Raw genomic sequence first — 25171 nt, 5'->3', positions numbered from 1 at the left:
AGTGCCTCCAGCCCCCCACAGCGCGGCCGACCTCCACGTCAGTGGTCGGTGCGATTGTGCAAGCAGGAGAACGGTGTCGTCTTTCGAACGTGTGGCCGTAGCGTTGCTCGTCGTGGAGGCGGGGTGACTGTGGAGGCGGGGTGACTTTGGTGCGATGCCTGCCAGAATGAGGCGATGGCTGACAACGCGGGTGTCGCGGCGCTTCGTGCGATCGTGATCCGAGCTGCCCGCGCGATCGCTGTTGGAAGCACTCATGACAAGCTCGACGAGGACCTGGTCGCGGTTGGACTTCCGCCGTCGACCGGGGGAGGAAGCAAAGCCGAGCGTGGCGAGAGCAGCGCCGCAGCGGTGTCGGACGAGCGGCTTCGGGAGGTCGCCGTCGGCCTGGTGGAGCGGAACACCGGCCTGAACATGCTCGACCGCATGATGGTCCAGGATCTCGTGTGGGCCGACGAGCATCCTACTCCAATCCCGAAGCGGACACGTCGCGACCTCGCTCGGGCGCTGCCAGGGTGGATTTTGGTCAACCATGCCCAGCGATTCGACGCTCTTCTGGGCACGCTATTCGATCTGGGAAGCCATGACCTCTTCTTTGGAATCGAAGACACCAGCCTTGGCGGACAGATCGAACAGCACTTCTACCACAACGACGACTGGACTGTCGAGCAGCTGTTCGACGAGCTCGGTGCGGTCGATCAGGCATCTGACCGCAGATTCGCACTCCTCCTCGAGGGCATGGTGTCCGGCGACACCGTGCCAGATGAGGACGCCCAACGTCAGCTGGTTGACGCGATCAATCCACCACTGGCCGGCGTCGGGCTGGAGCTTCGAGAGACAGGGAACGCCGACGGCTACCCGACCTTCCACCTGGTGGCCACCGGATCCAGGGCCGGGAGGCCTAAGCAGCTCATCTTCGCGTGCGCGAGAAAGCCTGATCTGCGGCTCATCGACGTCATCGACAGCGACGTCGAAGTGGTGGACCCCACCGGGGACGTTCTCGTCTACGACCGGCCTATCGGGCCTGGGGGCCTGCGCTGGTGTGACTTGCAGAGGTGGTGGTCGGATACCCGACAGGTCCGGGACGATCACCAGGCCAAGCGGGAGCTCTACCAGCGGCTTGGCAGCAGCGTGCCGCAAGGCTCTAGGCATCAGCTGCTTCTGTTCAAGCTGTACCACGACATCTACCGTGCCACCCTGCAGGAACTTCCGGCCCTCCTGCCCGAGGTGTGGCGCCACTGGGACCCGAAGACGGTAAAGGCCCGCGGGAAGGACGCGCTGGTGCAGTTCCGCATGGACTTCTTGCTGCTCGCACCGGCAGGTGCCCGAATCGTGCTGGAGGTCGACGGTCAGACGCACTACGCAAGCGAGCGTGAGGCCCCAGATAACCAGCGGCGCTGGCTCCCGGACGGCAACGAGTACGCACGCACGATGGCAGCCAGCCGTGACCTCACCCTCGCCGGCTACGAGGTGTACCGATTCGGCACGAACGAACTCCACGACGAAGACCAGGCGCGCCCACTGGTCACGGCCTTCTTCGACAGTCTCTTCCGCAGACACCACATTGCCCTGACAAGGTGAATGAAGAAGCAGGCTAGGCAAGCACAGCACGCGGCAGATGGCCTCAACCGGCTCTTCCGCCCCGACAACCAGAAACGCAGCCGACGCCGGACCGTCCGCGCCACTGCCTCCGGCCTTGGCAACCGGGCCAGTTCCCAGCACGCGGCAACAGCGTGTTCAAGCGAAAGCCCCTCCGGACGATCCCGACGTGTGCGACTCGGGGACGGACAGTACGGAAGCCGGCGTCTGACGCCAACACGCCCGCCCCGATAGCCCTCACACTCTGACCCGCCCGCCGGCGCCCTCGGCGTGATCCATGACGGTGACCGTACGGGGCACCGACCGCTCGCGGAGCTACCATCGCTGCGGTTCCGGAACGGGTGTCGGACCCGGCAGCGACCGCCCAGAAACCGAACGCTCGGGCAGCGCCCCACCGACGAGGTGCGACGCTGCCCATCCGAGATAGTTAACCCGTGCTATCGCACTACCGGCCCGGGCCATCGTGAAAGTTGAACGCCGCGAAGATCAGCGCTGCGGTACCGCCCAGCGCGGCGCCAGCGACGAGGACCGCATTGGGCGGGTTGGCGCCGCCGGCCCAGGCCAGCAGCCCGCCTGCGGCACCGACGATCGTGGCAGTGAGCGCGATGATCGCCATCCAAGGCCCTCGGTACGACGGCCTAGGGATCGCGGCCTGGGCGGCGCCGGGCAGCGCGTTCGGAGGCGTCGAGCCCGTGTTGCAGTTCATGTCGGCGGTCATGACGAACGAAAGTCCCTTCTTCGCGTCGGTCCTGGTGTGGAAGATGACGCGCAGTGCTTGGAGGTGACCGGGTGCTCGCGGTAACAGGAAGTCCTAGAACTTCGCCCACGCCAGGTACGGGGCGACTCTTGCTGCTCAAGGCTGCTAGGAGGCGTCGAAGAACCGCTCGGCCAGCTTGCGGATGCGCTCCAGGCGCTTTGAGACCGCGCTGTGGTTGCGGTAGCCCATGATGTCGGCGACCTCGGTCAGGGTGGTGGCGCCGCTGTACAGCAGGACCACCACTTCGCGATCCCGCGCGTTGAGCAGGGTCAGGAAGTCGCCGAACACCATGCGGTCGACGATCTCCGTCTCGGGGCCCTGGACCGGGATGGTGTCGGTCAACTCCACGAACTTCACCTGGACCTTCGAGCGCTTACGGTACAGCTTGCGCTCGAAGTCCTCCTTCGCGTAGGTCCAGTGCGGCGAGAAGTCCTCTTCGACGCGGTGGGAGCGCACGGCGTCGAGGATGCCCCGCAGCCGTCCGTCGGCGTCGGCCTGCACGACGGTCCAGTCCACAAGCTCGGCGGCCTCCTGCTCGCCACGCCACACGTCTCCGCCGACGCGGGGGTTCGCTATCACGGCTCCTGACAGCGTGGACCCGTCCTCCAGCTGTACAGGCCTTTCTTCGACACCGTTGTTTCCCGCCGGCAGCTCCCGGAGCACGTCCTGAATGACCTCGGTGACCGGCGGAATCCAGAAGTCGAGGTTGTGCGCCAGGACTCGGATCGAGTCGTCCTTGCTGAACCCGGTCATCGGGGACTGGGGCACAAGGTGGCGCCAGATGGTGGAGGCCCACGCCCGCGACAGCCTGGTCTCGAAGTCGGCCGGCAAGTGGTGGTCTACGTCGGCCAAGGCAGCCAGGAAGGGCCACTGTCCGCTGTGCAGCAGCGGGAGGCCGTACCGCTGAACCGTGGCCGCGGACAGCAGGTGGAACAGGGGCCCGTACTCGTAGTACCGCGACGTAGTGCGCGGGACGAATACGACGTTGACGTCGCCGCGGTCAGCCACTCGATACAGCGGACCGGGAAGATCATGCTCATCGAAGATCCGCCGACGGAACTGCGCGGCTTCCCAGTGCATGTTCCACTGCGACACCGCGACAAGCAGCGCCACGTTCAGCTCGGCCAAAGCCGGCGCCAGGGGGACCGTCACGTACTCCGGCGGCGCCGGGACCTCCGCCCGCACGGTGGTCCGGTACAGGTGCCCGGCGGACACGTTCCACAGCCGCGGGTACTCCTCAGGCGCCGCCTCCTCGTCCTCGGGGTCCAGCAGCACCTGGTCGCGCCGCCACGCCTCCATCTCCTCCGCGGACGGCTCCGGTTCGTCGGTCACGCTCGCGCCCATCGTGGTGTAGGTCGTCATATCCCTGTTACGACAGTTGGACGGCGAATCCGTTCCACAGCTCGACAAGATTTTTCCTACGGCATGGAGGCCGGCCCGTCCCGATCGTGCCGGGCGGGTGTTATCAAGTGTCCGCCAACGGGTCGGACACGGTCGTCTCCTCACTTCTGTCAGGGCCGGCTACGGCGGCCGGCGAGATCTCGGCGGACCACGTGCGCGGCAAATGCGTCCGGGCCGGGCCGGGCGTAGCGCTCCAGGCCGCGCACGGACGCGTGCCGGGAGCGAGCCAGCAGGGTGAGCGTATTGATGTCGCGCTCGGCCCTCGTGCGTGAGCGCGGAGTGGCGCAGCTAATGCGGCATCCACCGGTCCAGGGCAGCCAGCTCCCTGCCGCTGGCGTCGGGTGAGCAGGACGGCGCCTATGCGCCTTGAACAGCTCGGCCGCGCGACGGTAGGACAGCCGGGCCCGGCCGGTCTCGGGATCCAGTCGCGCGCAGCGCAACGCCGAGGGTCGTCATGCCTCAGCAACACCCACACCTCCTCCTCACGCACGCGGCGGTGCTCCGGGCAGCGGCGAGGTCTCCTCTACAGAGCGCCGGAGATGTGTCCGAGCTGGTCGTGAGTGGAGTCCACCAACCAGTCACTCCGAGCGGGTGGATGCGACGAACGTTGACCGAGGGCTGCAGGGATGCCAGGCAGCCCTGGACGGGAGCGCTCTGCTCCCAATCTGCTCCCAATTTAAGGGGTAACACGGTAGAAGCCCGTTACCGCTGGTTCCGGTGACGGGCTTCTGACCTGCATAAATCTACGGTGGGCGATACTGGGATCGAACCAGTGACCTCTTCGGTGTGAACGAAGCGCTCTCCCGCTGAGCTAATCGCCCTCAGCGCGCATGACTCTACCCGATCGAGAGCCCGGACCAAAAACCGGCCCTCAGTGCGTCGCGAGGTAGTGCAGCGCCTGCGCCACCACGTCGATGCCGAGGCTGTACTTGAGCGACAGCCACACCACCACGGACACGAACACGAGCCCGACCGCGCCCAACACGAACCGCACTCCCAGTGACTGCCGCTTCACCCATTGCGTCCACGAGTTGACGTGCCGGCGGGTGAACGCGAGCAGCCGTCGCGCCCAGTGGAACTCGACGGCCCAGACGCCGAGGCCGGCGATGACCAGCAGCCAGCCGGGCCCGGGCAGCGGGATCAGCGCGATGCCGACGGTGACCACGATCGCGCCGAGGATGCCGATGAAGATCTTCAGGGCGACACGGCCGGTGGGGTTGGCGCGGATGAGTTCGAGGGTGGTGTGCAGGCGCAGCCGCCAGCCACGTCGGCGCCGGCGCTGCTCCACGAGAGCGCCTCGCGACCGCCCTTCCACAGGCACCTCGTACCCCCGACTTTCGGCTGCTCGGGCCGCACCTTTCGGCGATTCGGCCGTGGTCCGCGACGTCACCGACCCGCCCCCCGTGACCATTTCCACCCCCAGTGTCGCGCGGGACCGTCACCCCTGCTGACGACTGGACGTTACCGGAGTAAGTCGACGACTGAACCACCCGTTGCCGGGCGGGACGACGGAGTGGGCGGAACCGGAAATTCTACGCGGGGCCGAGTGGTTCCCGGGGGCTTTCCGAACCCCTTCCCACCACTGGGTGAAGTCAGCGTATGGCGGAGCGTAGCCAGGAGCAGCACCTGAGTATGGGAAAAGCGGGACACGCGCGTTCCGCAGCGGTGCCGGGGGGAGAACGTCCATGAGTGTCATCCGACCGACGACCGTAGAGGTCGAGACGTCGCTAAGGCTCGTCGCGCCTGACGCCACCGCCTTGCCGGTGCGTGCCAGTCTGCGTTACGACCCTGCTGACCCGTATGCGGTCCATGTCCTGTTCCACGCCGAGTCCGCCGGTGGCGAGGCGGTGAGCTGGTCGTTCGCACGCGAACTGCTGGTCACCGGGCTCGACGAGCCGGCCGGCATCGGTGATGTGCGGGTCTGGCCGTGGGCCACACCGCGCGGCGACTTCGTCGCGCTCGCGCTGTCGTCCCCGGACGGCAACGCCCTGTTCGAGGTTCCGCGCAGCGTGCTGGTGCGCTTCCTGCGCCGGACCTACGTCGTCGTCCCGCGCGGCCGTGAGGCCGAGCACCTGGACGTCGACACCGCGGTGAACCGGCTGCTCGCCGGTCGCTGACACGGCAACACCCGGGGCCGCGCGGATCTGCCGAGTCCGCGCGGCCCCGGGCCGTCTTCACCAGGTACGCCTCAGCCGCGCGTGGTGATTCCGCCGTCGACCGGGATGACCGCGCCGGTCAGGTACGCGCCGGCGCGCGACGCCAGGTAGATCGCCGTGCCCGCCATGTCCTCGGGTCGCCCGATCCGGCCCAGCGGCACCTGCTGCTCGATCGCCGAGCGCGACTCCGGGTCGTCGAGCGCGAACGCCATCATCTTGCTCTCGAACGGGCCGGGCGCGATCGCGTTGACGGTGATCCGCTCGCCGGCGAGCTGGTGGGCGAGGCTGCGGGTGAGCATGTGCACGGCGGCCTTGGTGGCCGAGTACGCGTACACCTCCATCCACGGCACCCGGATGCCGTCGACAGAGCCGATGTTGATCACGCGGGCGGGGTCGTCGGCGCCGGCTGCGGCGCGCAGTTGCGGCAGCAGCGCGGTGGTGAGCCGGAAGACGGCCTTGACGTTGACCGCCCAGAGCTTGTCGAAGGCTCCCTCCGGGTACTCCTCCAGCGGCGCGCCCCAGGTGGCGCCCGCGTTGTTCACCAGTACGTGCAGCCGGTCGTGGCGTTCCCGCACGGCTTCGGCGAGCGCCAGCGCGCCGGCGTCGCTGCCGAGGTCGGCCGGGATCGCCTCGCAGTGCCCTTCGGCGGAGAGTTCCTTGGCGACCGACTCGCACACGTCGGCCTTGCGTGAGGAGATGATCACCTTTGCGCCGGCCCGTACGAAGCCCTGCGCGATCATCAGCCCGATCCCCCGCGAACCGCCGGTGACCAGCACCGTCTTGCCGTCGACCGAGAACAGTTCCGTCATGCTCATCCCATCGCCGTCGCCCGGCCGGGGGCCGGTCGGCCGACCCGGGGCTTACCGATCGGTAACCTAACCGTCGGCCGTGCGTGCCGACAAGACCGGTCCGTGCGGGCGAAACCGTCGAGATGCAACGTGCGGCCGGGCCGGTTACCGTCGGGGAGATGGTCACTACCGGTCAGCCCTCCCCGGCCACCCGCACCGGCCCGCCGGAGCCGCGCCCCGGCGCCGACGAGATCCTCACCGGTGCGCTCGACGACCTCGCCACCGAGCCCGGCTGGCCCCGGCCGGTCCTGCTCGACCGCGACGTGCTGATCCTGGTCACCCACGGTCACGGCACCGCCGAGCTGGACTTCCGGCCGGTGCCCTGCCGGCCCGGCACGCTGCTGCGCGCGTACCCCGGTCAGGTGTTGCGGTGCGTCGGCGCGCAGCTCGACGCGACAGTGGTGAGCTGGCGGCAGGACGCGCTGGCCGGCCTCGACGTCGATCCGGAGGCGGTGCCCGCCCACCGTCAGCTCGCCGGCGAGGACGAGGACGCGGTGATCAGCGAGGTCAGTCAGCTCGCGGTGGACGCCGAACGGCACGCGATGGTGCCGCCCGCCGCGGCGCTGCTGCGTCACCAGCTCGCGGTGCTGCTGCTGCGGCTGAGCCTGCTGCCGCATCCGGAGAACGGGGCCGCGCCGCGGGCCGAGACCGACACGTTCCGGCGGCTGTGCCGCGAGGTGGAACGCGGCTACCGGCACACCCGCCGGGTGGAGGACTACGCCGCCCAGCTGGGCTGTTCGGTGCGTACGCTTACCCGGGCCTGCCTGGCGGTGACCGGCCGCAGCGCCAAGCAGGTCATCGACGAGCGGGTCGCGTTGCAGGCGTGCCGGCTGCTGGCCGCCACCGACGAGTCGATCGCCCGGATCGGCCGGGACCTGGGTTTTCCCGAGCCGACGAACTTCGGCCGCTTCTTCACCCGGGAGGTCGGGGTGAGCCCGGGCACGTTCCGGGCCAACCGGGAGCGGCCGCTGCCAGTCCGTCTGGTGCGACCCCGGCCGCCCGCCGACTCCCCCGCACCCACCGGCCAGGCATGATGGCACTGTGCAGATCTCCGCGCGCGGCGACTACGCGGTCCGGGCAGCCCTGAGCCTGGCCACCGCGTACCCCACCCTGCTGTCCACCCAGGCCATCGCGGCGGAGCAGGACATGCCGCGCAAGTTCCTCGAGGCGGTCCTGGCCGACCTGCGCCGGGCCGGGGTCGTCCGGGCCCAGCGCGGCGCCGAGGGCGGCTACACGCTGGCCCGGCCGCCGCGCGAGATCACCATCGGGCACGTGTTGCGCGCCGTCGACGGCCCGCTCGCCGGGGTACGCGGGCTGCGCCCCGAGGAGACGCGGTACGAGGGGGCGGCGGAGAACCTGCCCCGCCTCTGGGTGGCGGTACGCGCCTCGGTGCGCCGGGTGGTCGACGAGGTGAGCCTGGACGAGCTGGTCAGCGGCCGGCTGCCGGCGCACGTGCGCAAGCTGACCGCGCAGCCGGACGCGTGGGAGCCGCGCTGACTCACAGCGTGCCGACCACCTCCTCGTAGGGCAGGCGCGGCAGCCGTTCCCGCCAGGCGTCCGGGGCCGGGCGGCCGATGTTCATCAGCAGCAGCACCCGGTGCCGCCCGCCGGGGAAGAACTCCCGCTCCACAGCGGCCGCGTCGAATCCGGCCATCGGTCCGGCGGCCAGCCCGGCGGCGCGTACCCCGACCAGCAGGTAGCCGATCTGGAGCGCGGCGTTGAACCGGGCCTGGGCCTCCCGGCCGGCCGGGTCGCCGGTGAACCAGTCGCGGGCGCCGGGCCGGTGTGGGAACAGCTCGGGCAGCCGGTCGTGCCAGTCCACGTCGGCGGCGAGCACGGCGGTCAGCGGCGCGGTCGCCGTCTTGTCCCGGTTGCCGGCGCTGACGTACGGCAGCAGCCGCGCCCGGGCCGCCGTCGAGCGCAGCAGCAGCACCCGCAGCGGCTGGGCGTTCATCGCGGTCGGGCCGTACCGGACCAGGTCGTGGATGGCGCGTACCTGCTCGTCGCCGACCGGTTCGTCGGTGAACGCGTTGGCCGTGCGGGCCGCCCGGAACAGCAGGTCCTGGGCGGCCCGGTCGAGCGCGATCAGCTCGTCGGCGGTGGTGGTCACCACGCCTCGGGCCAGTCGCCGAGCGTGGTGGTGTAGCTGCCACGGTGGTGCAGCAGCGGGTCGCCGTCCTCGCCCGCGCCGAGCGCGAGCGGCTCGCCGAGCAGGATGGTGTGGTCGCCGGCCTCGATCCGGCGCACGACCCGGCACAGCAGCACGGCGAGCGCGTCGCCGATCAGCGGCACGCCGAACGGCCCGGTGGTCCAGCCCGGGTGGGCGCTGAACCGGTCGATGCCGCTGGTGGCGAAGATCTGCGCGATCTCCTGCTGGCCGGAGGCGAGCAGGTGCACGGCGACGTGCTCGGCCTGCTCGACGGTGGGCCAGCTCGACGAGGCGCGGCCCAGGCAGACCGAGACCAGCGGCGGGTCGAGCGAGACCGACGTGAACGAGGTGGCGGTGAAGCCGGCCGGCGGCAGGTCCGGCCGCATCCGGTTGCCGCGCAGGCCGGGGGTGGTGACCACGGTGACGGTGGACGCCTGGCGGCGCAGCAGGCCGCGGAACGAGTCGACGTCGACCGGGCGCAGCTCGACCGTTCCGGCGCCGGGCCGGTCCACGGTGGTCACGACGCCACCAGCTCACGGGTCGCGTAGACGCTGGCCGGCCGGGGCAGCCCGTAGTGCTCGCGCAGCGTGCGCCCGGTGTACGCGGACCGGAACAGCCCGCGCCGGCGCAGCAGTGGTACGACGTGGTCCACGAAGTCCTCCAGTCCGTCGGGGAGCAGCGGTGGCATGACGTTGAAGCCGTCGGCGGCGCCCTGGGTGAACCAGAGCTCGATCTGGTCGGCGATCTGTTCCGGGGTGCCGACCACGACGCGGTGGCCGCGTCCGCCGCCGAGGCGGCCGATGAGCTGCCGCAGGGTGAGCCGTTCCCGGCGGGCCAGTTCGACGACGAGCTGGTAGCGGCTCTGGTGCGACTGCACGGTGCCGGCGTCGGGCAGGTCGGGCAGCGGGCCGTCCAGCGGCAGCCCGGTCAGGTCGAGCCCGGTCATGCCGGAGAGCTGGGCGAGCGCGTGCTCGGGCACGATCAGGGCCTCCAGTTCGTCGGCGAGGTCGCGGGCCTCCTTCTCCGTACCCCCGAGGACCGGCGCGATACCGGGCAGCACCTTGACCAGTTCGGGATCACGTCCGGCGTCGGCGGTGGCCCGTTTCAGCGCGGCGTAGAACGCCTGGCCGTCGGCGAGCGTCTGCTGCGCGGTGAACACGGCCTCGGCGTACCGGGCGGCGAACGCGATCCCGTCGGCGGACGAGCCGGCCTGCACCAGCAGCGGCCGGCCCTGCGGCGGGCGGGGCGTGTTCAGCGGCCCGCGGACCCGGAACCGCTCCCCGGCGTGGTCGATCTCGTGCACCCGGGTGGTGTCGGCGAAGACGCCCGCGGCGGTGTCCAGGACCAGCGCGTCGTCCTCCCAGCTGTCCCAGAGCTTGATCGCCACGTCGACGTACTCGGCGGCCCGCCGGTAGCGGTCGGCGTGCGCCGGGTGGTCGTCGAGGTTGAAGTTGCGGGCCTCCCGGGCCTGGGCGGAGGTGACGATGTTCCAGCCGGCCCGGCCGCCGCTGAGGTGGTCCAGCGACGCGAACGCGCGGGCCAGGTTGAACGGCTCGGTGTACGTGGTGGAGGCGGTGGCGATCAGGCCGATGTGCTCGGTCGCGGTGGCGAGCGCGGCGAGCAGCGTGAGCGGCTCGAAGACGGCCTGGATGTTGTGCCGTACGGCCGGTCCGACGGCGAGCCCGTCGGCGAGGAACACCGAGTCGAGCGTGCCCCGCTCGGCGATGCGGGCCAGGTTCTGGAAGTGGCGGACGTCGGCCAGGCGGTCCGGGTCGGCGCGGGGGTGCCGCCAGGCCGCCTCGTGGTGGCCGACACCCATCAGGAAGGCGTTGAGGTGCAGGGTCCGGGACATGGCGGTTCCTCTCAGGCGGTGGTGACGTCGACGCGCCAGGTGGAGAAGCGGCGTTCCCCGGCGACGAGGAGCTGGTTGACCACCAGCCCGATGGCGGAGATGGTGATGATCCCGGCGTACATGTCGGGGATCGCGAAGTTGTACTGCGCGTAGTTCACGAGGTAGCCGAGCCCGGCCTTGGCGCCGACCATCTCGGCGGCGACGAGCACCAGGATCGAGTACGCCCCGGCGAGCCGGACGCCGGTGAACACGGTCGGCACGGCCGCCGGCAGGATCACCTTCTGGAACAGCCGCAGGTGGTTGAGCCCCATCGAGCGGGCCGAGCGGATCAGCAGCGGGTCGACGCCCTTCACGCCGGCGACGGTGTTGAGCAGGATCGGCCAGGAGCAGGCGTAGACCACCAGGGCGATCTTCGACGTCTCGCCGAGCCCGAGGATGAGCACGAAGACCGGCAGCAGCGCCAGCGCGGCGGTGTTGCGGAACACCTCCAGCAGCGGGCTGAGCAGGTCCGCGAGCGGCCGGTACCAGCCGATCAGCAGGCCGAGCGGGATGGCGGTGACCACCGCGAGCGCCAAGCCGGTCAGCGAGCGGGTGAGGCTCGCGCCGACGTGGTCGGCGAGCTGGCCGGTGCGCAGCAGCTCCCACCAGGCGGCGAGCACCTCGGACAGCGGCGGCAGGAAGACTCGGTCGACCAGCCCGGCGCGGGGCGCCGTCTCCCAGATCGCGGCCAGCGCCAGCAGCGCGGCGCTGCGGTGCAGCGCCCGGCCGCCGAGGCCGAGCAGGCGTCCGGGCCGGCGGGGCGCGACGGCCGGGGCGGGTGGGGCGGCCACCGGCCGGGCCGGTGGTGCGGCGACGTCAACCAACGCGGGCCTCCTCGCGTACGGCGGACTGCGCGGCGCGTACCTCGTCGCGCAGCAGCGTCCAGATCTGGTGCCGGTGGTGGCGGAACGCGCCGGTGGAGCGGACGTCCTCCTCGGCCTCCCGGTCGCCCAGCTCGATGTCGATGACCTGCTTGATCCGGCCGGGCCGGGACGTCATCACGGCGACCCGCTGACCGAGGTGCACCGCCTCGTCGATGCCGTGCGTGATGAACACGATCGTCTTGCCGGTGGCCTGCCAGATCCGCACCAGCTCGTCCTGCAGCGAGTCGCGGGTCTGCGCGTCGAGCGCGGCGAACGGCTCGTCCATGAGCAGCACGTCCGGGTCGTACGCGAGGCTGCGGGCGATGGCGACGCGCTGCTTCATGCCGCCGGACAGCTCGTGCGGGTAGCGGTCGGCGAAGCCGGTGAGCCCGACCAGGTCGAGGTGGTACGCGACCCGCTCGGCGCGCTCGGCGCGGGGCAGGCCCTTGGCCTCGAGTCCGAACGCGACGTTGCCGGCGGCGGTGCGCCAGGGCAGCAGCGCGTACTGCTGGAAGACGATGCCCCGGTCCAGGCCGGGCCCGGTGACCGGGCGGCCGTCCACGAGCACCTGCCCGGCGGTCGGGGTGGCCAGCCCGCCGAGCAGGTCGAGCAGGGTGGACTTGCCGCAGCCGCTGGGGCCGACGACGACGAGGAACTCGCCGGGGCGTACCCCGAGGGTGAGGTCGTCGAGCGCGGTGACCGCGCCGCCGCTGCCACGCCGGCCCGGGAAGACCTTGCGCACCCGGTCGAAGAGGATCTTGTCGGTGCTCACGCGCCACCACCGGGGGTCGCGGCGGCGTTGAACCGGTTGGTGTAGAGGTCGGACGGGTTCGGCCGCTCGCCCTTGAGTTCGCCGGTGTCGGCCAGCCAGTCGATCCAGGTGGCGAACTCCCGGTCGGTGATGAGGCCGCCGGGTTCGGCGACGCCGCTGGACTTCCAGTACTCGACGAGCGTGGTGTCCTCGTTGCGCCCGCGCTCGGCGATGATCGCCTTGAGCCGGGCCACCACCGTCTCGCGCGGCTGGGTGCGCGCCCACTCGATCGCCTTGCCCACCGCGGTGACGAACGTGCGGACGGTCTCCGGGTTACGGGTGAGGAAGTCGTCGCGGAAGACGTAGCTGCCGGCGCTGAACGCGCCGAGCAGTTCGTAGTCGGTGAAGACGGTGCGGATGCCGCCACCCGCCACCGCCTTGTCGCGGATCACGCCGCCGAGCACGGCGACGTCGATCTGCCGGGCGCGCAGCGACTGCTCGGTGTTGACCGGCGGCAGCGCGACCAGCTCGACCTTGCCGATCTCGGCGGCGGTGAGGCCGCCCCGGGCCAACCAGGTACGCAGGACGGCTTCGGCGTGCGCGCCGAGCGTGTTCATGCCGACCCGCTTGCCGATCAGGTCGCGCCGGCCGCGGATCGGGCTGTCGTCGAGCACGTAGTAGCCCTGGAAGGTCTGCGCGTCGGAGCCGTAGTAGCTGACCACGGCGGTGATCGGGGCGCCGGCGGTCTGGAGCTTGACGATCGCGCCGTTGAACGCGCCGCCGAAGTCGCTCTGGCCGGTGGCGGTGGCCTGGATGTCGGCCGGGCCGCCGGTGACGTTGCCGATCCAGTCGAGCGTGACGTCGCCGAGGTAGCCGAGGTCGGCGGCGAGTTCGGGGAGGGTCACCTGGCCGACCGAGCCCTGGTAGCGCAGTTGCCGGGTCTGTGCGCCGTCGGCGGCGTCGGCGCCGCAGGCGGTGGTGAGGGTGAGGGTGAGCAGGGCGACGGCGGCGGTGAGGGCACGCCGCGGCGATCGGGTCGGGGGCATGGCGGAGTCTCCTGATCTGTCCACGATGCGGTGGAGGGGGCCCGCGCGGGGCGGGAGAGCACGCCGTACCGCGCCGGGCCACGGTGCGCCGGCGGCGGGAACGGACGGGCGGAGAGGGAACGACGAGCACTCGGCTCAACAGAGCGCGCTCGCGTGCCGGACCAGGTCGACGTGCACGCGAGCGGTGAGGAGGAGCTCGTTCCGCTGCGACATGTCCTCATGCTGCCGACCGCTCTCCATGCCGGTCAATGCCCTTCCATTCAGTGAGACTTTCGTCGCTGGCTTTGTTACGACCTGCCTCCACCAGCATTTACGACTCCTTAACACCTACCCGTTGGATAGAGATTTTGCCGGGCGGCAGTCCCACCGTCCAGAGCGGACCGGGCAGGGTTTCGCGAATCGTCGATCCGGGCATGTTCGTTGCCGCGAAGGCATGGAGACGACTGCAGAGGCAGGGAGACGAAGGAGGCACCCCCGATGGGCGTCCAGTTCCGCAAGCGTAAGAAGTACGGGCCGCTGATCCTCCACTTCACCCAGAACGGCTTCTCGTCGTGGAGCATCAAGATCGGCCGCTGGTCCTGGAACTCGAACACCCGCGCCCACCGCGTGGACCTTCCGGGGCCGCTGTCGTGGAAGCAGGACAAGACCCGGGCCTGACACCCGGACGTGGATCGGGGCGCCGGCTGCTGGCCGGCGCCCCGATCGTCGTCCGCACCGGCTTTTCCTGTTCCGCCGGCCGCGACGCTCCGGCGACCGGAGAATCGCGGCATGGCGGACCTGTCCCTGCGGCGGACACGACGGCGGGCCGTGGCGGCCTGCCTGCTCATGCTCGTCGGCTACTTCCTGGTGCCGGTCGAGGCCGATCCGAACGGCCTGCGGCTGGTCCTGCGCTCGGCGGGCACAGCGGTGCTGGTGGCCGTGATCGCGTTCCTGGTCACCGGCCAGGTACGCCGGCAGCTCGTCAAGGACCAGCCGACCGGCCGGGACGAGGACCGGGCGCTCACCCGGCTCGCGGTCGCGCTGATCGCCGGGCTGCTGGTCTTCGCGCTCGGCGACTACGTGGTGGCGAACACCCGGCCCGGCGAGTTCGTCGGCCTGCGGACCCGGGTCGACGCGCTCTACTTCGCGCTGGCCACCCTCACCACCGTCGGCTACGGCGACGTGCACGCCCAGGGCCAGATCGCCCGGGTGGCGGTGTGCGCGCAGATGGTGTTCAGCATCGGCGTGGTCGCCACCGGGGCGTCGATAGTGGTCAAGCAGATGACCCAGCGTGCGGGACGGCGCTGATCGACACGTCCCCGCCCAGCCGGCCGTGCTCGGGGTCGCGGGTCACCGCGCCGGAGGCGAGCAGCGAGCCCAGCGCCCGGTTGGCGTCGGCGGCCCGGTAGACGGTCGAGGTGGTGGCGAAGCGGCGCAGCTCGGTGACCGTACGCGGACCGGAGCGGGCCAGCTCGGCCAGCAGCTCGCGGCGCAGCGGGCCGGGCTCGGGGTCGAGCGAGATGTCGAGCAGCCGCCCCTGCGGGTCGGCCGGGTCGCGGTAGCGCACCCCGGCGTACTCGTCGACCGCCCAGAGCGCGTCCTTGACCGTCTCCAGCCCCTTGTCGGAGCCGGTGGCGTAGCCGAGCAGCCGCGCCGGGGCGTCCCCGTCGGGCACCAGCTCGACCTCGGTGGCGAGCGGGAACCCGGCGGCGCTCAGCGCCGGGCGCAGCGACCGGCCGGGCGCGGTGACCAGCAGCAGCTCGGCCGGGCGGCCGGACGCGGCGGCGGCGAGCAGGGCCGGGTCCGGGTCGGCGCCGTCGGCCACGGTGAGCAGCGGCGCGCCGGCCGCGCCCGCGGCCTTGAGCGCCACCGGCAGCCGGTCCGGTCCGCCGGGCACCAGGTGCACGGCGACGTCGGCCGGCAGTGCGGCCTCGGCGGCGCCGAGCCGCGTCGCCAGGTCGGTGCCGTCGTCGGCCACCACCAGCACGGTCAGCCGCCGCCCGCGCAGCCGGTCGGCGAACTCGGCCACCACCCGCAACGCCTCCTCCGCGCCGGTGGCGTCACCCCCGGCGTACGCGAGCGCGAGCGTGGCCCGCCGCGCCCGGTGCAGCGCGGCGGGGAGCCAGTGGTCGAGCTGGCGGACGAGCAGCTCGCGCAGGACGGCGTCGGTCGACATGGTGCCGTTTCTACCGCACGGCGCGGCGGGACCGGCCGTGAACCCCGCTCAGACCGGGACGGAGATGCCCACGCCGCCGCGGGTCTGCCCGCCGTAGCGCTGCCGCTCGCGGTCCAGGTCGAGCCGCCCGATGCGGGTACGCGCGGCCAGCGCGGCGTCGTCGAGCAGCTCGGCCGGGACGATCCAGACGATCTCGAACTCCAGGCCGTCCGGGTCGCGGCCGTAGAGGCTCTTGGTGGTGCCGTGGTCGGACGCGCCGACCAGCGCTCCGGCGGCGGCCAGCCGCTCGGCGGTGGCGCCCAGCTCGTCGAGCGTGTCCAGCTCCCAGGCCAGGTGGTAGAGGCCGACGGTGGCCCGGCCGGCCTGGGAGGCCCCGGCCGCCGCGCCGATCTCGAACAGCCCGAGGTCGTGGTCGTTGGTGGAGTCGGGCGCCTGGAGGAACGCGGCGCCGCGGAAGCCCTCGGGCGTCATCGGGACCCGCCGGAAGCCCAGCACGTCGCGGTAGAAGGCGACGCTGCGCTCCAGGTCACTGACGTAGAGGACGGCGTGGTTGAGTCGGTGGATGCCCATGCCACCGACCGTACCCCGGTTTTGTTGAGCGTTCAACTATCGGCGCTATGATGGGCGTCATGACCCGGTGGCTGGACCCCGACGAGCAGCGGACCTGGCGCGCCTTCCTGACCGCCTCCCGGGCGCTGATGGACGCGCTCGACCGCGAGCTGCAACGCGACGCGGGCATGCCGCACGCGTACTACGAGATCCTGGTCCGCCTCTCCGAGGCCCCGGACCGGCGGCTGCGGATGAGCGAGCTGGCCGAGCTCACCGGCTCCTCGCGCAGCCGGCTCTCGCACGCCGCCGCCCGGCTGGAGGCGTCCGGGTGGATCCGCCGCGAGGACTGCCCCACCGACCGGCGCGGGCAGATCGCCGTGCTCACCGACACCGGCTTCGCCACCCTGGCCGCCGCCGCGCCCGGCCACGTCGAGGGGGTACGTCGGCACCTGTTCGACGCGCTCAGCCCGGCCCAGGTCGACCAGCTACGCCGGATCAGCGAGACGCTCGCCGACCACTTGACGGATTCGGGACCAAACTGATCCACTCCGGGTCTTGTACATACCGTCGCCGGACGAGCACGATGGGGCGTGTCCTCCGGCTTCGCTGACCTGACCGTCCAGGCGCACCAACTGGTGTCCGAAGGCGACCTCACCGGCGCGGAGCGGCTGCTCGCCGACGCGCTCAGCGACGCCGATCCCCGCCCCGACAACGCCTCCCCCGAACTGGCCGAGGCGGCCGGACTCCAGGCCCGGGTGCTCGTCGCGCTCGGCGAGCCGCACTCCGCCCGCGGCTGGGCCGCGTTCGCGTACGCGGCCGCCACCCGGCTGTTCGGCCGCTCCGACGAGCGCACAGTCACCGCCGCCGCGACGCTCGCCGCGGTGCTGCACCGGGTCGGCAGCGACGCCCGGGCCGCCCGGCTCTACTCCGACGTCATCATCGAGCTGACCGCCCGCGACGGCCCGGAATCGCAGCGGGTGCTCGCCGCGCACGCCGACCTGGCCACCGTGGAGTACGCGCGCGGCCAGTGCGAGGTGGCGCGCGACCGGTTGCAGGACGCCTGGGAGCTGCACCGGGAGGTCTACGGCGACGGCCACCCCAGCGGCATCAAGATGCTGGCGAAGCTCGGCGCGATGGAACGCGACTGCGGCCGGTACGCCGAGGCGCACGAGCACCTGACGCTCGCCGAGGAGCTGTGCCGCCTGCACCTGGACCCCGACGACCCGCTCGCCGCCCAGGTGGCCGGGCTGGCCCGCGCCGCCGCCGACCCGGACCACGTCTGCCCCGCGCCCCCGCCCGCGCCCGCTCCCGAGCCGCCGCCCGCCCGGACCACGCCGGTGGTGCCCGCCGCGCGGGTCCCCCCGCAGGACGAAGGGCCGCACGACCTGCCGCCGTACAGCCCGCCCGCGCTGGACGAGCCGGTCGAGACGCCGCTCTACCACCCGCCCGGCCGGGCCGCCGAGACCGCGCACGTGCCGACGCCGCGTACCGCGCCCGACGCCGACGCCGACGCGCTCGACGACTACCCGTGGCCGCCCGACGAGCCGGCCGACCAGCTGTGGCGCCCCGGCGCGGACCCGCTGCCGCCCACCGTGGTCGGGCTCACCGGCGACGAGCCGGACGGCGTACGCCGGGTGCCACCGGCCCCGCCCGAGCCGCCGTCGCGCTACCTGCCGGTGCACGTACCCCGGCCACCGGCCGCCGAGCGGCGCACACTGCCCTGGCTGCCGCTCGTGGTGCTCGGCGTGGTGGTGGCGCTGCTGCTCGGCACCATCGCGGTGATCGCCGGAGTGTCCCGGGTGGACGACCGCCGCGACACCCCGCCACCGGCCACCGGCGCACCGGCGTCCAGCGCGCCGCCGCCCACCTCCGCCGGTCCCGCGCCGTCCACTCCCGCCGCCGCCAAGCCCGGTACCCCGCCCGGCAGCTTCACGCTCACCGACCGCCGCGACAGCATCGTGCTGAGCTGGACGTACCCGGCCGGCGCGGAAGGACCGGTGGTGGTCGCCGGCGGCCGTGCCGGGCAGCCGCAGGGCACGTTCGCCACGCTGCCCGCCGGGTCGGCCGACTACATCGCCTACGGGCTCGACCGCACCACCGACTACTGCTTCACCGTCGCGCTCGTCTGGTCCACCGACACCGTCGCCCGCACCGGCCCGGTCTGCACCACACGCCGCCGCTGACCGCTCACTCCGGCTCCGGCTCGGCCAGCGCGGGCAGCCGTACCGTCGCCCGCAGCCCCGGCGCGGCGGCGCCCGGCGTCGCGTCGGCCAGCTCCACCGCGCCGCCGGCCCGGCGCACCAGCTCACGCACGATCGCCAGGCCCAGGCCCGCGCCGCCCGCGTCGCGGGCCCGCGCGTCGTCCAGCCGGGTGAACCGGGCGAACACCCGCTCCCGGTCCGCCGCCGGGACGCCCGGCCCGTCGTCGGTCACCGTGACCAGGTGGTACGCCCCGTCCGGCCCGCTCACGGCCAGCTCCACGCCGGTACGCGCGTGCCGCAGCGCGTTGTCCACCAGGTTCACCAGCACCCGGCGCAACTCCCCCGCGTCCCCCTCGACCCACAGCGGCCCGTCCGGGAGCGTCAGCCGCAGCGGCGGCGACGGGTAGCGGGCCGCCACCGCGCGCGCCAGCTCGCCCAGCTCCACCGGGCCCACCGGCGCCGGGCGGGCGTCCTGCTCGTCCAGGCGGGCCAGCAGCAGCAGGTCGTCCACCAGGCGGCTGAGCCGCTCGGTGTCGGCGAGCAGGTCGTCGGCGACCGCCGGCCAGTCGGTGTCGTCGCCGAGCCGCCGGGCCACCTCCAGTTCGGTACGCATGTTCGTCAGCGGGCTGCGCAGCTCGTGCGCGGCGTCGGCGACGAACGCCCGCTGCCGGTCCCGGGACGCGGCCAGCCGGTCCAGCATGTCGTTGAGCGTGACCGCGAGCCGGTGGATCTCGTCCTGCCCGGCCGGTACGGGCAGCCGCTCCGCGCCGGCCCGCCCGGTGATCTCGGCGGCGCCGCTGCGCAACTGCTCGACCGGTCGCAGCGTCGCGCCCACCACCCGCCAGGCCACCACGCCCAGCCCGGCAACCAGCAGCGGGAAGCCCACCAGCAGCAGGTTGCGGACCACGCGCAGGCTGTGCCGCACGTCGGTGAGCGACTTGGCGACCAGCACCGTACGCGGCTCCTGCGGCGTGCCGGCCGGCACCGTGACCACCCGGACCGGGCCGGGCATGCCGGCGCGCCGCCCGTCCACCACCAGCCGCTGCCGCTGCCCGGGCCGCAGCTCGTCCGGGCCGAGCATCGGCACCAGGCGGTCCGCGTCGATCGAGGCGGCCCGGATCCGGCCCTGAACGTCGACCACCTGCACCCGCAACTGCCCGCCGGCCACCGGCAGCGGGTCCGGCAGCGCGTCCTCGGCGGTGAGCAGCGCCACCGCGTCGGCGGTACGCAGCGCCTCCTCGTCCACCGAGCGCTGCAGCGTCCAGCCCAGCGCGCCGACCAGCAGCGTCCCGCCGAACGCGAACCCGACCGCCAGCCCCAGCACACCGAGCGCGAGCAGCCGGGCCCGCAGGCCGAGGCGCGGCAGCGGCCCGCGTACCCAGCTCACGTGGCCAGCCGGTAGCCCGCGCCGCGTACCGTCTCCAGCCGTTCCCGGCCGATCTTGCGGCGCAGGTAGCCGACGTAGACCTCCACCGCGTTCGGGGCGGTGTCGACCGAGGCGTCCCAGACGTGGTCCAGCAGCTCGGTCTTGGAGACCACCTCGCCGGGGCGGCGCATCAGATAGTCCAGCAGCGCGTACTCGCGACTGGTCAGCACCACCTCGGCGTCGGCCCGGGTGACCCGGCGGCGGGCCGGATCGAGGCGCAGGTCGCCGACGGTGAGCACGGTCGGCCGCCGGGGCGCGCCGCGACGCAGCAGCGCCCGCAGCCGGGCCAGCAGCACCACGTACGAGAAGGGTTTGGTCAGGTAGTCGTCGGCGCCGCAGTCCAGGCCGTCGGCCTGGTCGTACTCGCCGTCCTTGGCCGACAGCATCAGCACCGGCAGCCAGCGCTGCTCGGCGCGCAGCCGGCGCACCACCTCGTAGCCGGACAGGCCGGGCAGCATCACGTCGAGGATCATCGCGTCGTACTCGCCGTGCCGGGCCGCGTCCAGCCCGGCCGGGCCGGTCGCCGCCACGTCCACCGCGAAACCCTCCGCCGACAGACCCCGGCGCAGCGCCGCCGCGAGCCGCGTCTCGTCCTCCACCACCAGCAACCGCACCGGTCCAGCGTGCCACCATGGGGTCACCCGTAGGGGATCTCCTCAGCGTGGTCACAGCGACGCTCGCGCAGCATGGTGCGCAGGAGGTGCACACTATGTCCGTGATGAAGAACCGCGCCGTGCTGCGCTGGCTGGTCCCGGTGACCGCGGGGGTCGCCGTGATCGGCGGTGGCGCCGCCGTCGGCACGTTCGCCGCCGGCGCCGACCCCGCGCTGCCGCCGCGCAGCGCCGCCCAGCTCCTGGAAGACCTGCGCACGTCCCGCCTGGACGGGCTCTCCGGCACCGTGGTGCAGCGCGCCGACCTCGGCCTGCCGCCGATCGCCGCGCTCGCCGGCCAGGCCACCGGCAACGACCTGGCCGGCCTGGTCTCCGGTACGCACACGCTGCGCGTCTGGTACGGCGGCGAGGACCGGCAGCGGCTCGCGCTGGTCGACACGCTCGGCGAGCAGGACATCCTGCGCAACGGCCGCGACGTGTGGACCTGGAACAGCCGGGAGAACACCGCCACGCACCGGGTGCTGCCGGCCGACGCGCCGGACCGGGCCACCGTGCCGGCCACCCCGGCCGACGCCGCGGACCGGGCGCTGGAGGCGATCGACCCGACCACCGCGGTCACCGTCGGCCGCACCGCCACAGTGGCCGGGCGGGACGCGTACGAGCTGGTGCTCACGCCGCGCGACAAGGCGTCCCTGGTCCACCAGGTCCGGATCGCGCTGGACGCGAAGGAGCACGTGCCGCTGCGTCTGCAGGTGCTCGCCGACGGGCAGGACGAGCCCGCGTTCCAGGTGGCGTTCACCCAGGTCGACTTCCGCACGCCCGAGGCCGACCAGTTCCGGTTCAACCCGCCGCCCGGCGTGAAGGTCACCGAGGCGACCGAGGGCGAGCGGCCCGGACCGGCGGGTAAGCGGTTCGATCGCAAGGACGCCGAGAAGCCGGACGTGCGTACCGTCGGCACCGGCTGGACCACCGTGGTGGTCGCCAAGATCGGCGACGCGGCGACCGGCGACGGCGCGAAGCCCGGCGCGGACGCGCCGGACGCCCAGATGCTCACGCAGGTGCTCGGTGACCTGCCCAAGGTCAGCGGCGACTGGGGCAGCGGCCGGCTGCTCAGCGGCAAGCTGTTCAGCGTGCTGCTGACCGACGACGGCCGAGTGATCGCCGGTCTGGTCACGCCGGAGCGGCTCTACCAGGCGGCCAAGGGCTGAGAATCGCCGTGCCCGGGGCCCGGTCGGCTGACGTCGACCGGGCCCCGAGTCGTGTCCGGGCTTGGTCGGGTGGCGGCCGACGCGCTATCTTTCTCAGTTCAGGCACAAAAAAGGAATGGCTTCTGAATGCCATTCCTGCGGCAATTTTAGTCAATGAGGAGCCGGATTGTCAACGCACTCCGACGTGTCGGCTGACCTGCGCCAGGACGACGAGATCGGCCGCGAGCAGGAATACGTCTCGATGCTGTACGACCGGCTGGACGGCATGCGGGAACAGGCCGCCCGGCGGCTCGACGAGGAGTTGCGTCACACCGGCGGCACGCAGCAGGCCCGCTCCCAGCGCGACTCGACCGTGGCGATGTACGCCGACCAGGTCGAGCAGTTCTCCGCCGTGGAGAGCGGCCTGTGCTTCGGCCGCCTCGACGACGACGACGGCGCGGTCCGCTACATCGGCCGGATCGGGATCTTCGACTCCTCCGGCGACTACGACCCGCTGCTGATGGACTGGCGCGCCCCCGCCGCCCGGCCGTTCTACCTGGCCACCGCCGCCAACCCGCAGGGCGTACGCCGCCGTCGGCACCTGCGTACCCGCGACCGGAAGGTGACCGGGCTCAACGACGAGGTGCTGGACATCACCGCCGCCTCCCCCACCGCGCACGAGGAGCTGACCGGCGAGGCGTCACTGCTCGCCGCGCTCAACGCCGGGCGGACCGGCCGGATGCGCGACATCGTCGAGACTATCCAGGCCGAGCAGGACCGGATCATCCGCGCCGACCTGCCCGGCGTGATGGTGGTGCAGGGCGGGCCCGGCACCGGCAAGACGGCGGTGGCGCTGCACCGCGCCGCGTACCTGCTCTACACCCACCGCCAGCAGCTCTCCACCCGCGGTGTGCTGCTGGTCGGCCCGAACGCCACGTTCCTGCGCTACATCTCCCAGGTGCTGCCCACGCTGGCCGAGACCGGCGTGCTGCTGCGTACCCAGGCAGACCTGTTCCCCGGCGTGCACGCGCGCCGCGCGGAGCCCGCCACCACCGCGGCGCTCAAGGGCCGCGCGGTGCTGGCCGACGTGCTCGCCGCGGCGGTCCGCGACCGGCAGTGGGTGCCCGACGAGCCGGTCACCATCGAACTGCCGCAGCGGGAGGTGCTGACGCTCGACCCGGACACCGTGCGGCAGGCCCGCGACCGGGTACGCCGCACCGGCCGCCCGCACAACCTGGCCCGCGCCCTGTTCGACGTGGAGATCGTCCACGCGCTCGCCGACCAGGTGGCCGAGCGGATCGGCGCCGACCCGCTCGGCGGGGAGAACCTGCTCTCCGAGGCCGACCGCGCGGAGATCCGCCGTGAGCTGCGCGAGGAGCCGGAGATCCGCGCGGCGCTGGACGAGCTGTGGCCGGTGCTCACCCCGCAACGCCTGCTCGCCGACCTGTACGCCTCGCCGGAGCGGATCGCCACCGCCGCGCCCATGCTCACCGACGCCGAACGGGCCGCGCTGCACCGCGAGCCGGGCGGCTGGACGCCCGCCGACGTACCGCTGCTGGACGAGGCCGCCGAACTGCTCGGCGAGGACGAACGCGCCGCCGTCGCCCGGCGGGAGCGGATCCGGGCGCTGGAACGCGAGTACGCCGAGGGCGTGCTGGAGATCTGGCGCGGCTCCCGCTCCATCGACGTCGAGGACGAGGCAGACGGCGGCGAGATCCTCGGCGTCACCGACCTGATCGACGCCGACCGGCTCTCCGAACGGCAGGAGGAGTCCGACCGGCTCACCACCGCCCAGCGCGCCGCCGCCGACCGGACGTGGGCGTTCGGGCACGTCATCGTGGACGAGGCGCAGGAGCTGTCGCCGATGGCGTGGCGGCTGCTGATGCGCCGCTGCCCCAGCCGGTCCATGACGATCGTCGGCGACGTGGCGCAGACCGGCGCGCTCGCCGGCACGCCGTCGTGGGGCGAGGCGCTCGCCCCGTACGTGGCGGACCGGTGGCGGCTGGAGGAACTCACGGTCAGCTACCGCACCCCGGCCGAGATCATGGCGGTCGCCGCCGACGTGCTCGCCGAGATCGACAGGGCGCTGCGGCCACCCCGCTCGGTACGCGCCACCGGCGTACCGCCGTGGGACCGGACCGTGCCGGCGGACCGCCTCGTGGTCGAACTGGTCGAGGCGACCGCCCGGGAGGCCGCGTCGCTCGGCGACGGGCGGCTCGGCGTGCTGGTGCCCACCGGTCGGGTGGACGAGCTGGGCGGCGCGGTGGTGGCGGCGCTGCCGGAGGCGACAGTGGGTGAGCAGCCCGAGCTGGCGAACCGGGTGGTGGTGCTGACCACCGAGCAGGCCAAGGGCCTGGAGTTCGACTCGGTGCTGGTGGTCGACCCGGCCCGCATCGTGTCCGAGTCCCCGAGGGGCCACAGTGACCTCTACGTGGCCCTGACAAGAGCCACCCAGCGCCTGGGCATCCTCCGCACCCCCTGACCGCCTCCGCCTCCGCCCCGTTGATCATGAAGTTGGCGGCCTTGTCGATCTCCAAGTCGGCCGCCAACTTCATGATCGGCCGGGCCGAGCACGTGCTGCCCCATGTCCCGCCGTGCCCACTCTCGCCCCTCGCCCCGCTCGGCGATCATGGAGTTGCGGCCCCGGAAAAGCGCCATCAAACGGACATTTTTCGGGTCGGAAGTGCAAGATCGGCGAGTGCGGGCTTGGGGGCGGCGGACGGGGGCGTGTGTCCGGGTGGCCTGTTCGCGCCAGTTCGCCGGAGTGGCGGTTACGCGCACCAGATCGGGGAAGTTGCTGCATCACACCCGCCCCGACCACACCACCCCGCCGAACTGGCGACCCTCGCACCAGAACGGGGAAGTTGCTACATCATGGCCGTGCTGACTGCGCCACTTCGGCGAAGTGGCGGGTGCGCAAGGGCGGGGCGGCCGGAGGCCGTCCCGCCCTTGCCGTGCTGCCTCGGTCAGCCCGGATTAGGGCGATTGTTGGTGAAGTTGCCCACCTGCGCGCCGGTGGCCGAATTGTCGCTCGTGGAGCCACCGGCCGGGGTGCTCAGGCCACCCGTACCCGCGTCCCCGGTCGTCGTCGGGGCCACCTTGCCCGGGTGCTTCTCGGGCTGCCGGGCCAACCGGCGCACACTGGCCGGGCCGGCCGTGCCACCGGTCGTGGTCACCGCGCCCTGACCCCGGGTCGGTCCGCCGTCGCGCAGCACCGTCGGGTCGACGGGTACGTCCGCCGGGTCGTCCGGGTCGAGTTCCTGCCGCATCCGTTCCACGTCGGTCTGCGGCACGGTGATCTCGTCCAGCGCGCCGTCGCCGTACACGCCGCCGGCGACCCGCTGCTCGGCCCGCCGGGCGGCGTCCTGCCGCATGTCGTCCTCACGCACGTCAACCACCTCGCAGCTCTCTCGGGGTATCGGTGTTGCGTGCCCGAGGGTGGGTGGCTGAAACCGGAACCGGCGGCGGGAGGACCGGTGTGCGCCCTCGTGTCCGGTTCCGGCTGCGAGGCCGAGCGTGGTGGCCATTCGACGGCGACCGGCGGTTACCTTGTCTCCGGCCTCGGGTAGACCCAGGGTGCCCCC

Annotated in this window: 26 protein-coding genes and 1 tRNA gene; 10 read left to right on the top strand and 17 right to left on the bottom strand. The window is 72.6% G+C overall.

Annotation, left to right across the window (positions count from 1 at the left end; all coding sequences use genetic code 11):
- Positions 1-174: 174 nt before the first annotated feature.
- A complete protein-coding gene (locus J3R08_RS08360) occupies positions 175-1578 on the top strand; it encodes a hypothetical protein (RefSeq protein WP_209960589.1) in 1404 nt (467 codons plus the stop codon).
- 463 nt (positions 1579-2041) lie between these two features.
- Here the strand turns inward: J3R08_RS08360 and J3R08_RS08355 are convergent, their stop codons facing one another.
- From J3R08_RS08355 to J3R08_RS08340, 4 genes are all read right to left on the bottom strand, one after another.
- Entirely contained in the window at positions 2042-2314 is a 273-nt protein-coding gene (locus J3R08_RS08355; RefSeq protein ID WP_209960587.1) for a hypothetical protein, read from the bottom strand.
- Between the two features lie 144 nt (positions 2315-2458).
- The gene (locus J3R08_RS08350) at positions 2459-3715 is read right to left on the bottom strand and encodes a sigma-70 family RNA polymerase sigma factor (RefSeq protein WP_209960584.1); all 1257 of its coding nucleotides are present in this window, start codon (positions 3713-3715) and stop codon (positions 2459-2461) included.
- Positions 3716-4503: 788 nt separating this feature from the next.
- A tRNA-Val gene (locus J3R08_RS08345) sits at positions 4504-4575 on the bottom strand.
- A 50-nt stretch (positions 4576-4625) separates the two neighbouring features.
- Positions 4626-5165, bottom strand: coding sequence for a TIGR02611 family protein (locus tag J3R08_RS08340; RefSeq protein WP_209960582.1), 540 nt, complete (start codon positions 5163-5165; stop codon positions 4626-4628).
- Positions 5166-5439: 274 nt separating this feature from the next.
- Here J3R08_RS08340 and J3R08_RS08335 point away from each other — a divergent pair, with 274 nt between their 5' ends.
- A complete protein-coding gene (locus tag J3R08_RS08335; protein WP_007457244.1) occupies positions 5440-5871 on the top strand; it encodes an SsgA family sporulation/cell division regulator in 432 nt (143 codons plus the stop codon).
- 71 nt (positions 5872-5942) lie between these two features.
- Here J3R08_RS08335 and J3R08_RS08330 read toward each other — a convergent pair whose 3' ends face one another.
- The gene (locus J3R08_RS08330) at positions 5943-6719 is read right to left on the bottom strand and encodes a RhlG family 3-oxoacyl-ACP reductase (RefSeq protein WP_069089529.1); all 777 of its coding nucleotides are present in this window, start codon (positions 6717-6719) and stop codon (positions 5943-5945) included.
- A 158-nt stretch (positions 6720-6877) separates the two neighbouring features.
- On the opposite strand from J3R08_RS08330, the gene J3R08_RS08325 reads away from it, so the two are divergent.
- A complete protein-coding gene (locus J3R08_RS08325) occupies positions 6878-7792 on the top strand; it encodes an AraC family transcriptional regulator (protein WP_209960580.1) in 915 nt (304 codons plus the stop codon).
- Positions 7793-7799: 7 nt separating this feature from the next.
- Positions 7800-8255, top strand: coding sequence for an Rrf2 family transcriptional regulator (locus tag J3R08_RS08320; RefSeq protein WP_013284925.1), 456 nt, complete (start codon positions 7800-7802; stop codon positions 8253-8255).
- Between the two features lies 1 nt (position 8256).
- On the opposite strand, the gene J3R08_RS08315 is transcribed toward J3R08_RS08320, so the two are convergent.
- The 7 genes from J3R08_RS08315 to J3R08_RS32815 all read right to left on the bottom strand — a co-directional run bounded on the left by J3R08_RS08315 (position 8257) and on the right by J3R08_RS32815 (position 13671).
- Positions 8257-8868: a malonic semialdehyde reductase gene (locus J3R08_RS08315; RefSeq protein ID WP_209960576.1), complete on the bottom strand. Its 612-nt coding sequence runs from the start codon at positions 8866-8868 to the stop codon at positions 8257-8259.
- Positions 8865-9428 (bottom strand): flavin reductase family protein, encoded by a 564-nt coding sequence (locus tag J3R08_RS08310; protein WP_113973366.1) that lies wholly within the window; start codon positions 9426-9428, stop codon positions 8865-8867. The genes J3R08_RS08315 and J3R08_RS08310 overlap by 4 nt, the downstream gene beginning before the upstream one ends.
- Positions 9425-10759, bottom strand: coding sequence for an LLM class flavin-dependent oxidoreductase (locus J3R08_RS08305; protein WP_209960574.1), 1335 nt, complete (start codon positions 10757-10759; stop codon positions 9425-9427). Before J3R08_RS08305 ends, J3R08_RS08310 begins: the two co-directional genes overlap by 4 nt.
- An 11-nt stretch (positions 10760-10770) precedes the next feature.
- On the bottom strand, positions 10771-11622 hold the full coding sequence (locus J3R08_RS08300) for an ABC transporter permease (protein ID WP_199496035.1): 852 nt from the start codon (positions 11620-11622) through the stop codon (positions 10771-10773).
- Entirely contained in the window at positions 11615-12433 is an 819-nt protein-coding gene (locus J3R08_RS08295) for an ABC transporter ATP-binding protein (protein WP_043325526.1), read from the bottom strand. The genes J3R08_RS08300 and J3R08_RS08295 overlap by 8 nt, the downstream gene beginning before the upstream one ends.
- Complete coding sequence (locus tag J3R08_RS08290) at positions 12430-13458, bottom strand: ABC transporter substrate-binding protein (RefSeq protein WP_209960573.1); 1029 nt, start codon at positions 13456-13458, stop codon at positions 12430-12432. Before J3R08_RS08290 ends, J3R08_RS08295 begins: the two co-directional genes overlap by 4 nt.
- Before the next feature lie 135 nt (positions 13459-13593).
- Positions 13594-13671, bottom strand: coding sequence for a putative leader peptide (locus tag J3R08_RS32815; protein ID WP_355097166.1), 78 nt, complete (start codon positions 13669-13671; stop codon positions 13594-13596).
- A gap of 264 nt (positions 13672-13935) precedes the next feature.
- On the opposite strand from J3R08_RS32815, the gene J3R08_RS08285 reads away from it, so the two are divergent.
- On the top strand, positions 13936-14115 hold the full coding sequence (locus J3R08_RS08285; protein WP_013284922.1) for a DUF4236 domain-containing protein: 180 nt from the start codon (positions 13936-13938) through the stop codon (positions 14113-14115).
- Between the two features lie 111 nt (positions 14116-14226).
- Positions 14227-14745, top strand: coding sequence for a potassium channel family protein (locus tag J3R08_RS08280; protein WP_209960571.1), 519 nt, complete (start codon positions 14227-14229; stop codon positions 14743-14745).
- Here J3R08_RS08280 and J3R08_RS08275 read toward each other — a convergent pair.
- Both J3R08_RS08275 and J3R08_RS08270 read right to left on the bottom strand, forming a co-directional pair.
- Positions 14711-15613: a hypothetical protein gene (locus tag J3R08_RS08275; protein WP_209960569.1), complete on the bottom strand. Its 903-nt coding sequence runs from the start codon at positions 15611-15613 to the stop codon at positions 14711-14713. The two genes, J3R08_RS08280 and J3R08_RS08275, sit on opposite strands and share 35 nt — an antisense overlap.
- 48 nt (positions 15614-15661) lie before the next feature.
- Positions 15662-16183 carry a VOC family protein gene (locus J3R08_RS08270; RefSeq protein ID WP_043325531.1) on the bottom strand — a complete coding sequence of 174 codons (522 nt, stop codon included), beginning with the start codon at positions 16181-16183 and terminating at the stop codon, positions 15662-15664.
- A gap of 50 nt (positions 16184-16233) precedes the next feature.
- Here J3R08_RS08270 and J3R08_RS08265 point away from each other — a divergent pair, with 50 nt between their 5' ends.
- Entirely contained in the window at positions 16234-16704 is a 471-nt protein-coding gene (locus tag J3R08_RS08265; RefSeq protein WP_043330503.1) for a MarR family winged helix-turn-helix transcriptional regulator, read from the top strand.
- Positions 16705-16752: 48 nt separating this feature from the next.
- Positions 16753-18345: a tetratricopeptide repeat protein gene (locus J3R08_RS08260; RefSeq protein WP_209960567.1), complete on the top strand. Its 1593-nt coding sequence runs from the start codon at positions 16753-16755 to the stop codon at positions 18343-18345.
- A gap of 4 nt (positions 18346-18349) precedes the next feature.
- On the opposite strand, the gene J3R08_RS08255 is transcribed toward J3R08_RS08260, so the two are convergent.
- Together J3R08_RS08255 and J3R08_RS08250 are read right to left on the bottom strand one after the other, a co-directional pair.
- The gene (locus J3R08_RS08255) at positions 18350-19750 is read right to left on the bottom strand and encodes a cell wall metabolism sensor histidine kinase WalK (RefSeq protein ID WP_209960565.1); all 1401 of its coding nucleotides are present in this window, start codon (positions 19748-19750) and stop codon (positions 18350-18352) included.
- Positions 19747-20403, bottom strand: a complete 657-nt coding sequence (locus tag J3R08_RS08250; RefSeq protein ID WP_043325535.1) for a response regulator transcription factor — start codon at positions 20401-20403, stop codon at positions 19747-19749. Before J3R08_RS08250 ends, J3R08_RS08255 begins: the two co-directional genes overlap by 4 nt.
- Positions 20404-20498: 95 nt before the next feature.
- Here J3R08_RS08250 and J3R08_RS08245 point away from each other — a divergent pair, with 95 nt between their 5' ends.
- On the top strand, positions 20499-21608 hold the full coding sequence (locus J3R08_RS08245) for a sigma-E factor regulatory protein RseB domain-containing protein (protein ID WP_043325536.1): 1110 nt from the start codon (positions 20499-20501) through the stop codon (positions 21606-21608).
- Between the two features lie 241 nt (positions 21609-21849).
- Positions 21850-24069 (top strand): AAA family ATPase, encoded by a 2220-nt coding sequence (locus J3R08_RS08240; protein ID WP_245255099.1) that lies wholly within the window; start codon positions 21850-21852, stop codon positions 24067-24069.
- Positions 24070-24553: 484 nt separating this feature from the next.
- Here J3R08_RS08240 and J3R08_RS08235 read toward each other — a convergent pair whose 3' ends face one another.
- Positions 24554-24976 (bottom strand): hypothetical protein, encoded by a 423-nt coding sequence (locus tag J3R08_RS08235; RefSeq protein WP_043325539.1) that lies wholly within the window; start codon positions 24974-24976, stop codon positions 24554-24556.
- Positions 24977-25171 lie beyond the last annotated feature (195 nt).

Origin of the sequence: Micromonospora sp. HB375 (assembly GCF_017872985.1) — a bacterium.
In the GTDB taxonomy this organism is placed as follows: domain Bacteria; phylum Actinomycetota; class Actinomycetes; order Mycobacteriales; family Micromonosporaceae; genus Micromonospora; species Micromonospora chalcea.
This window is presented reverse-complemented; position numbering and strand designations above follow the sequence as displayed.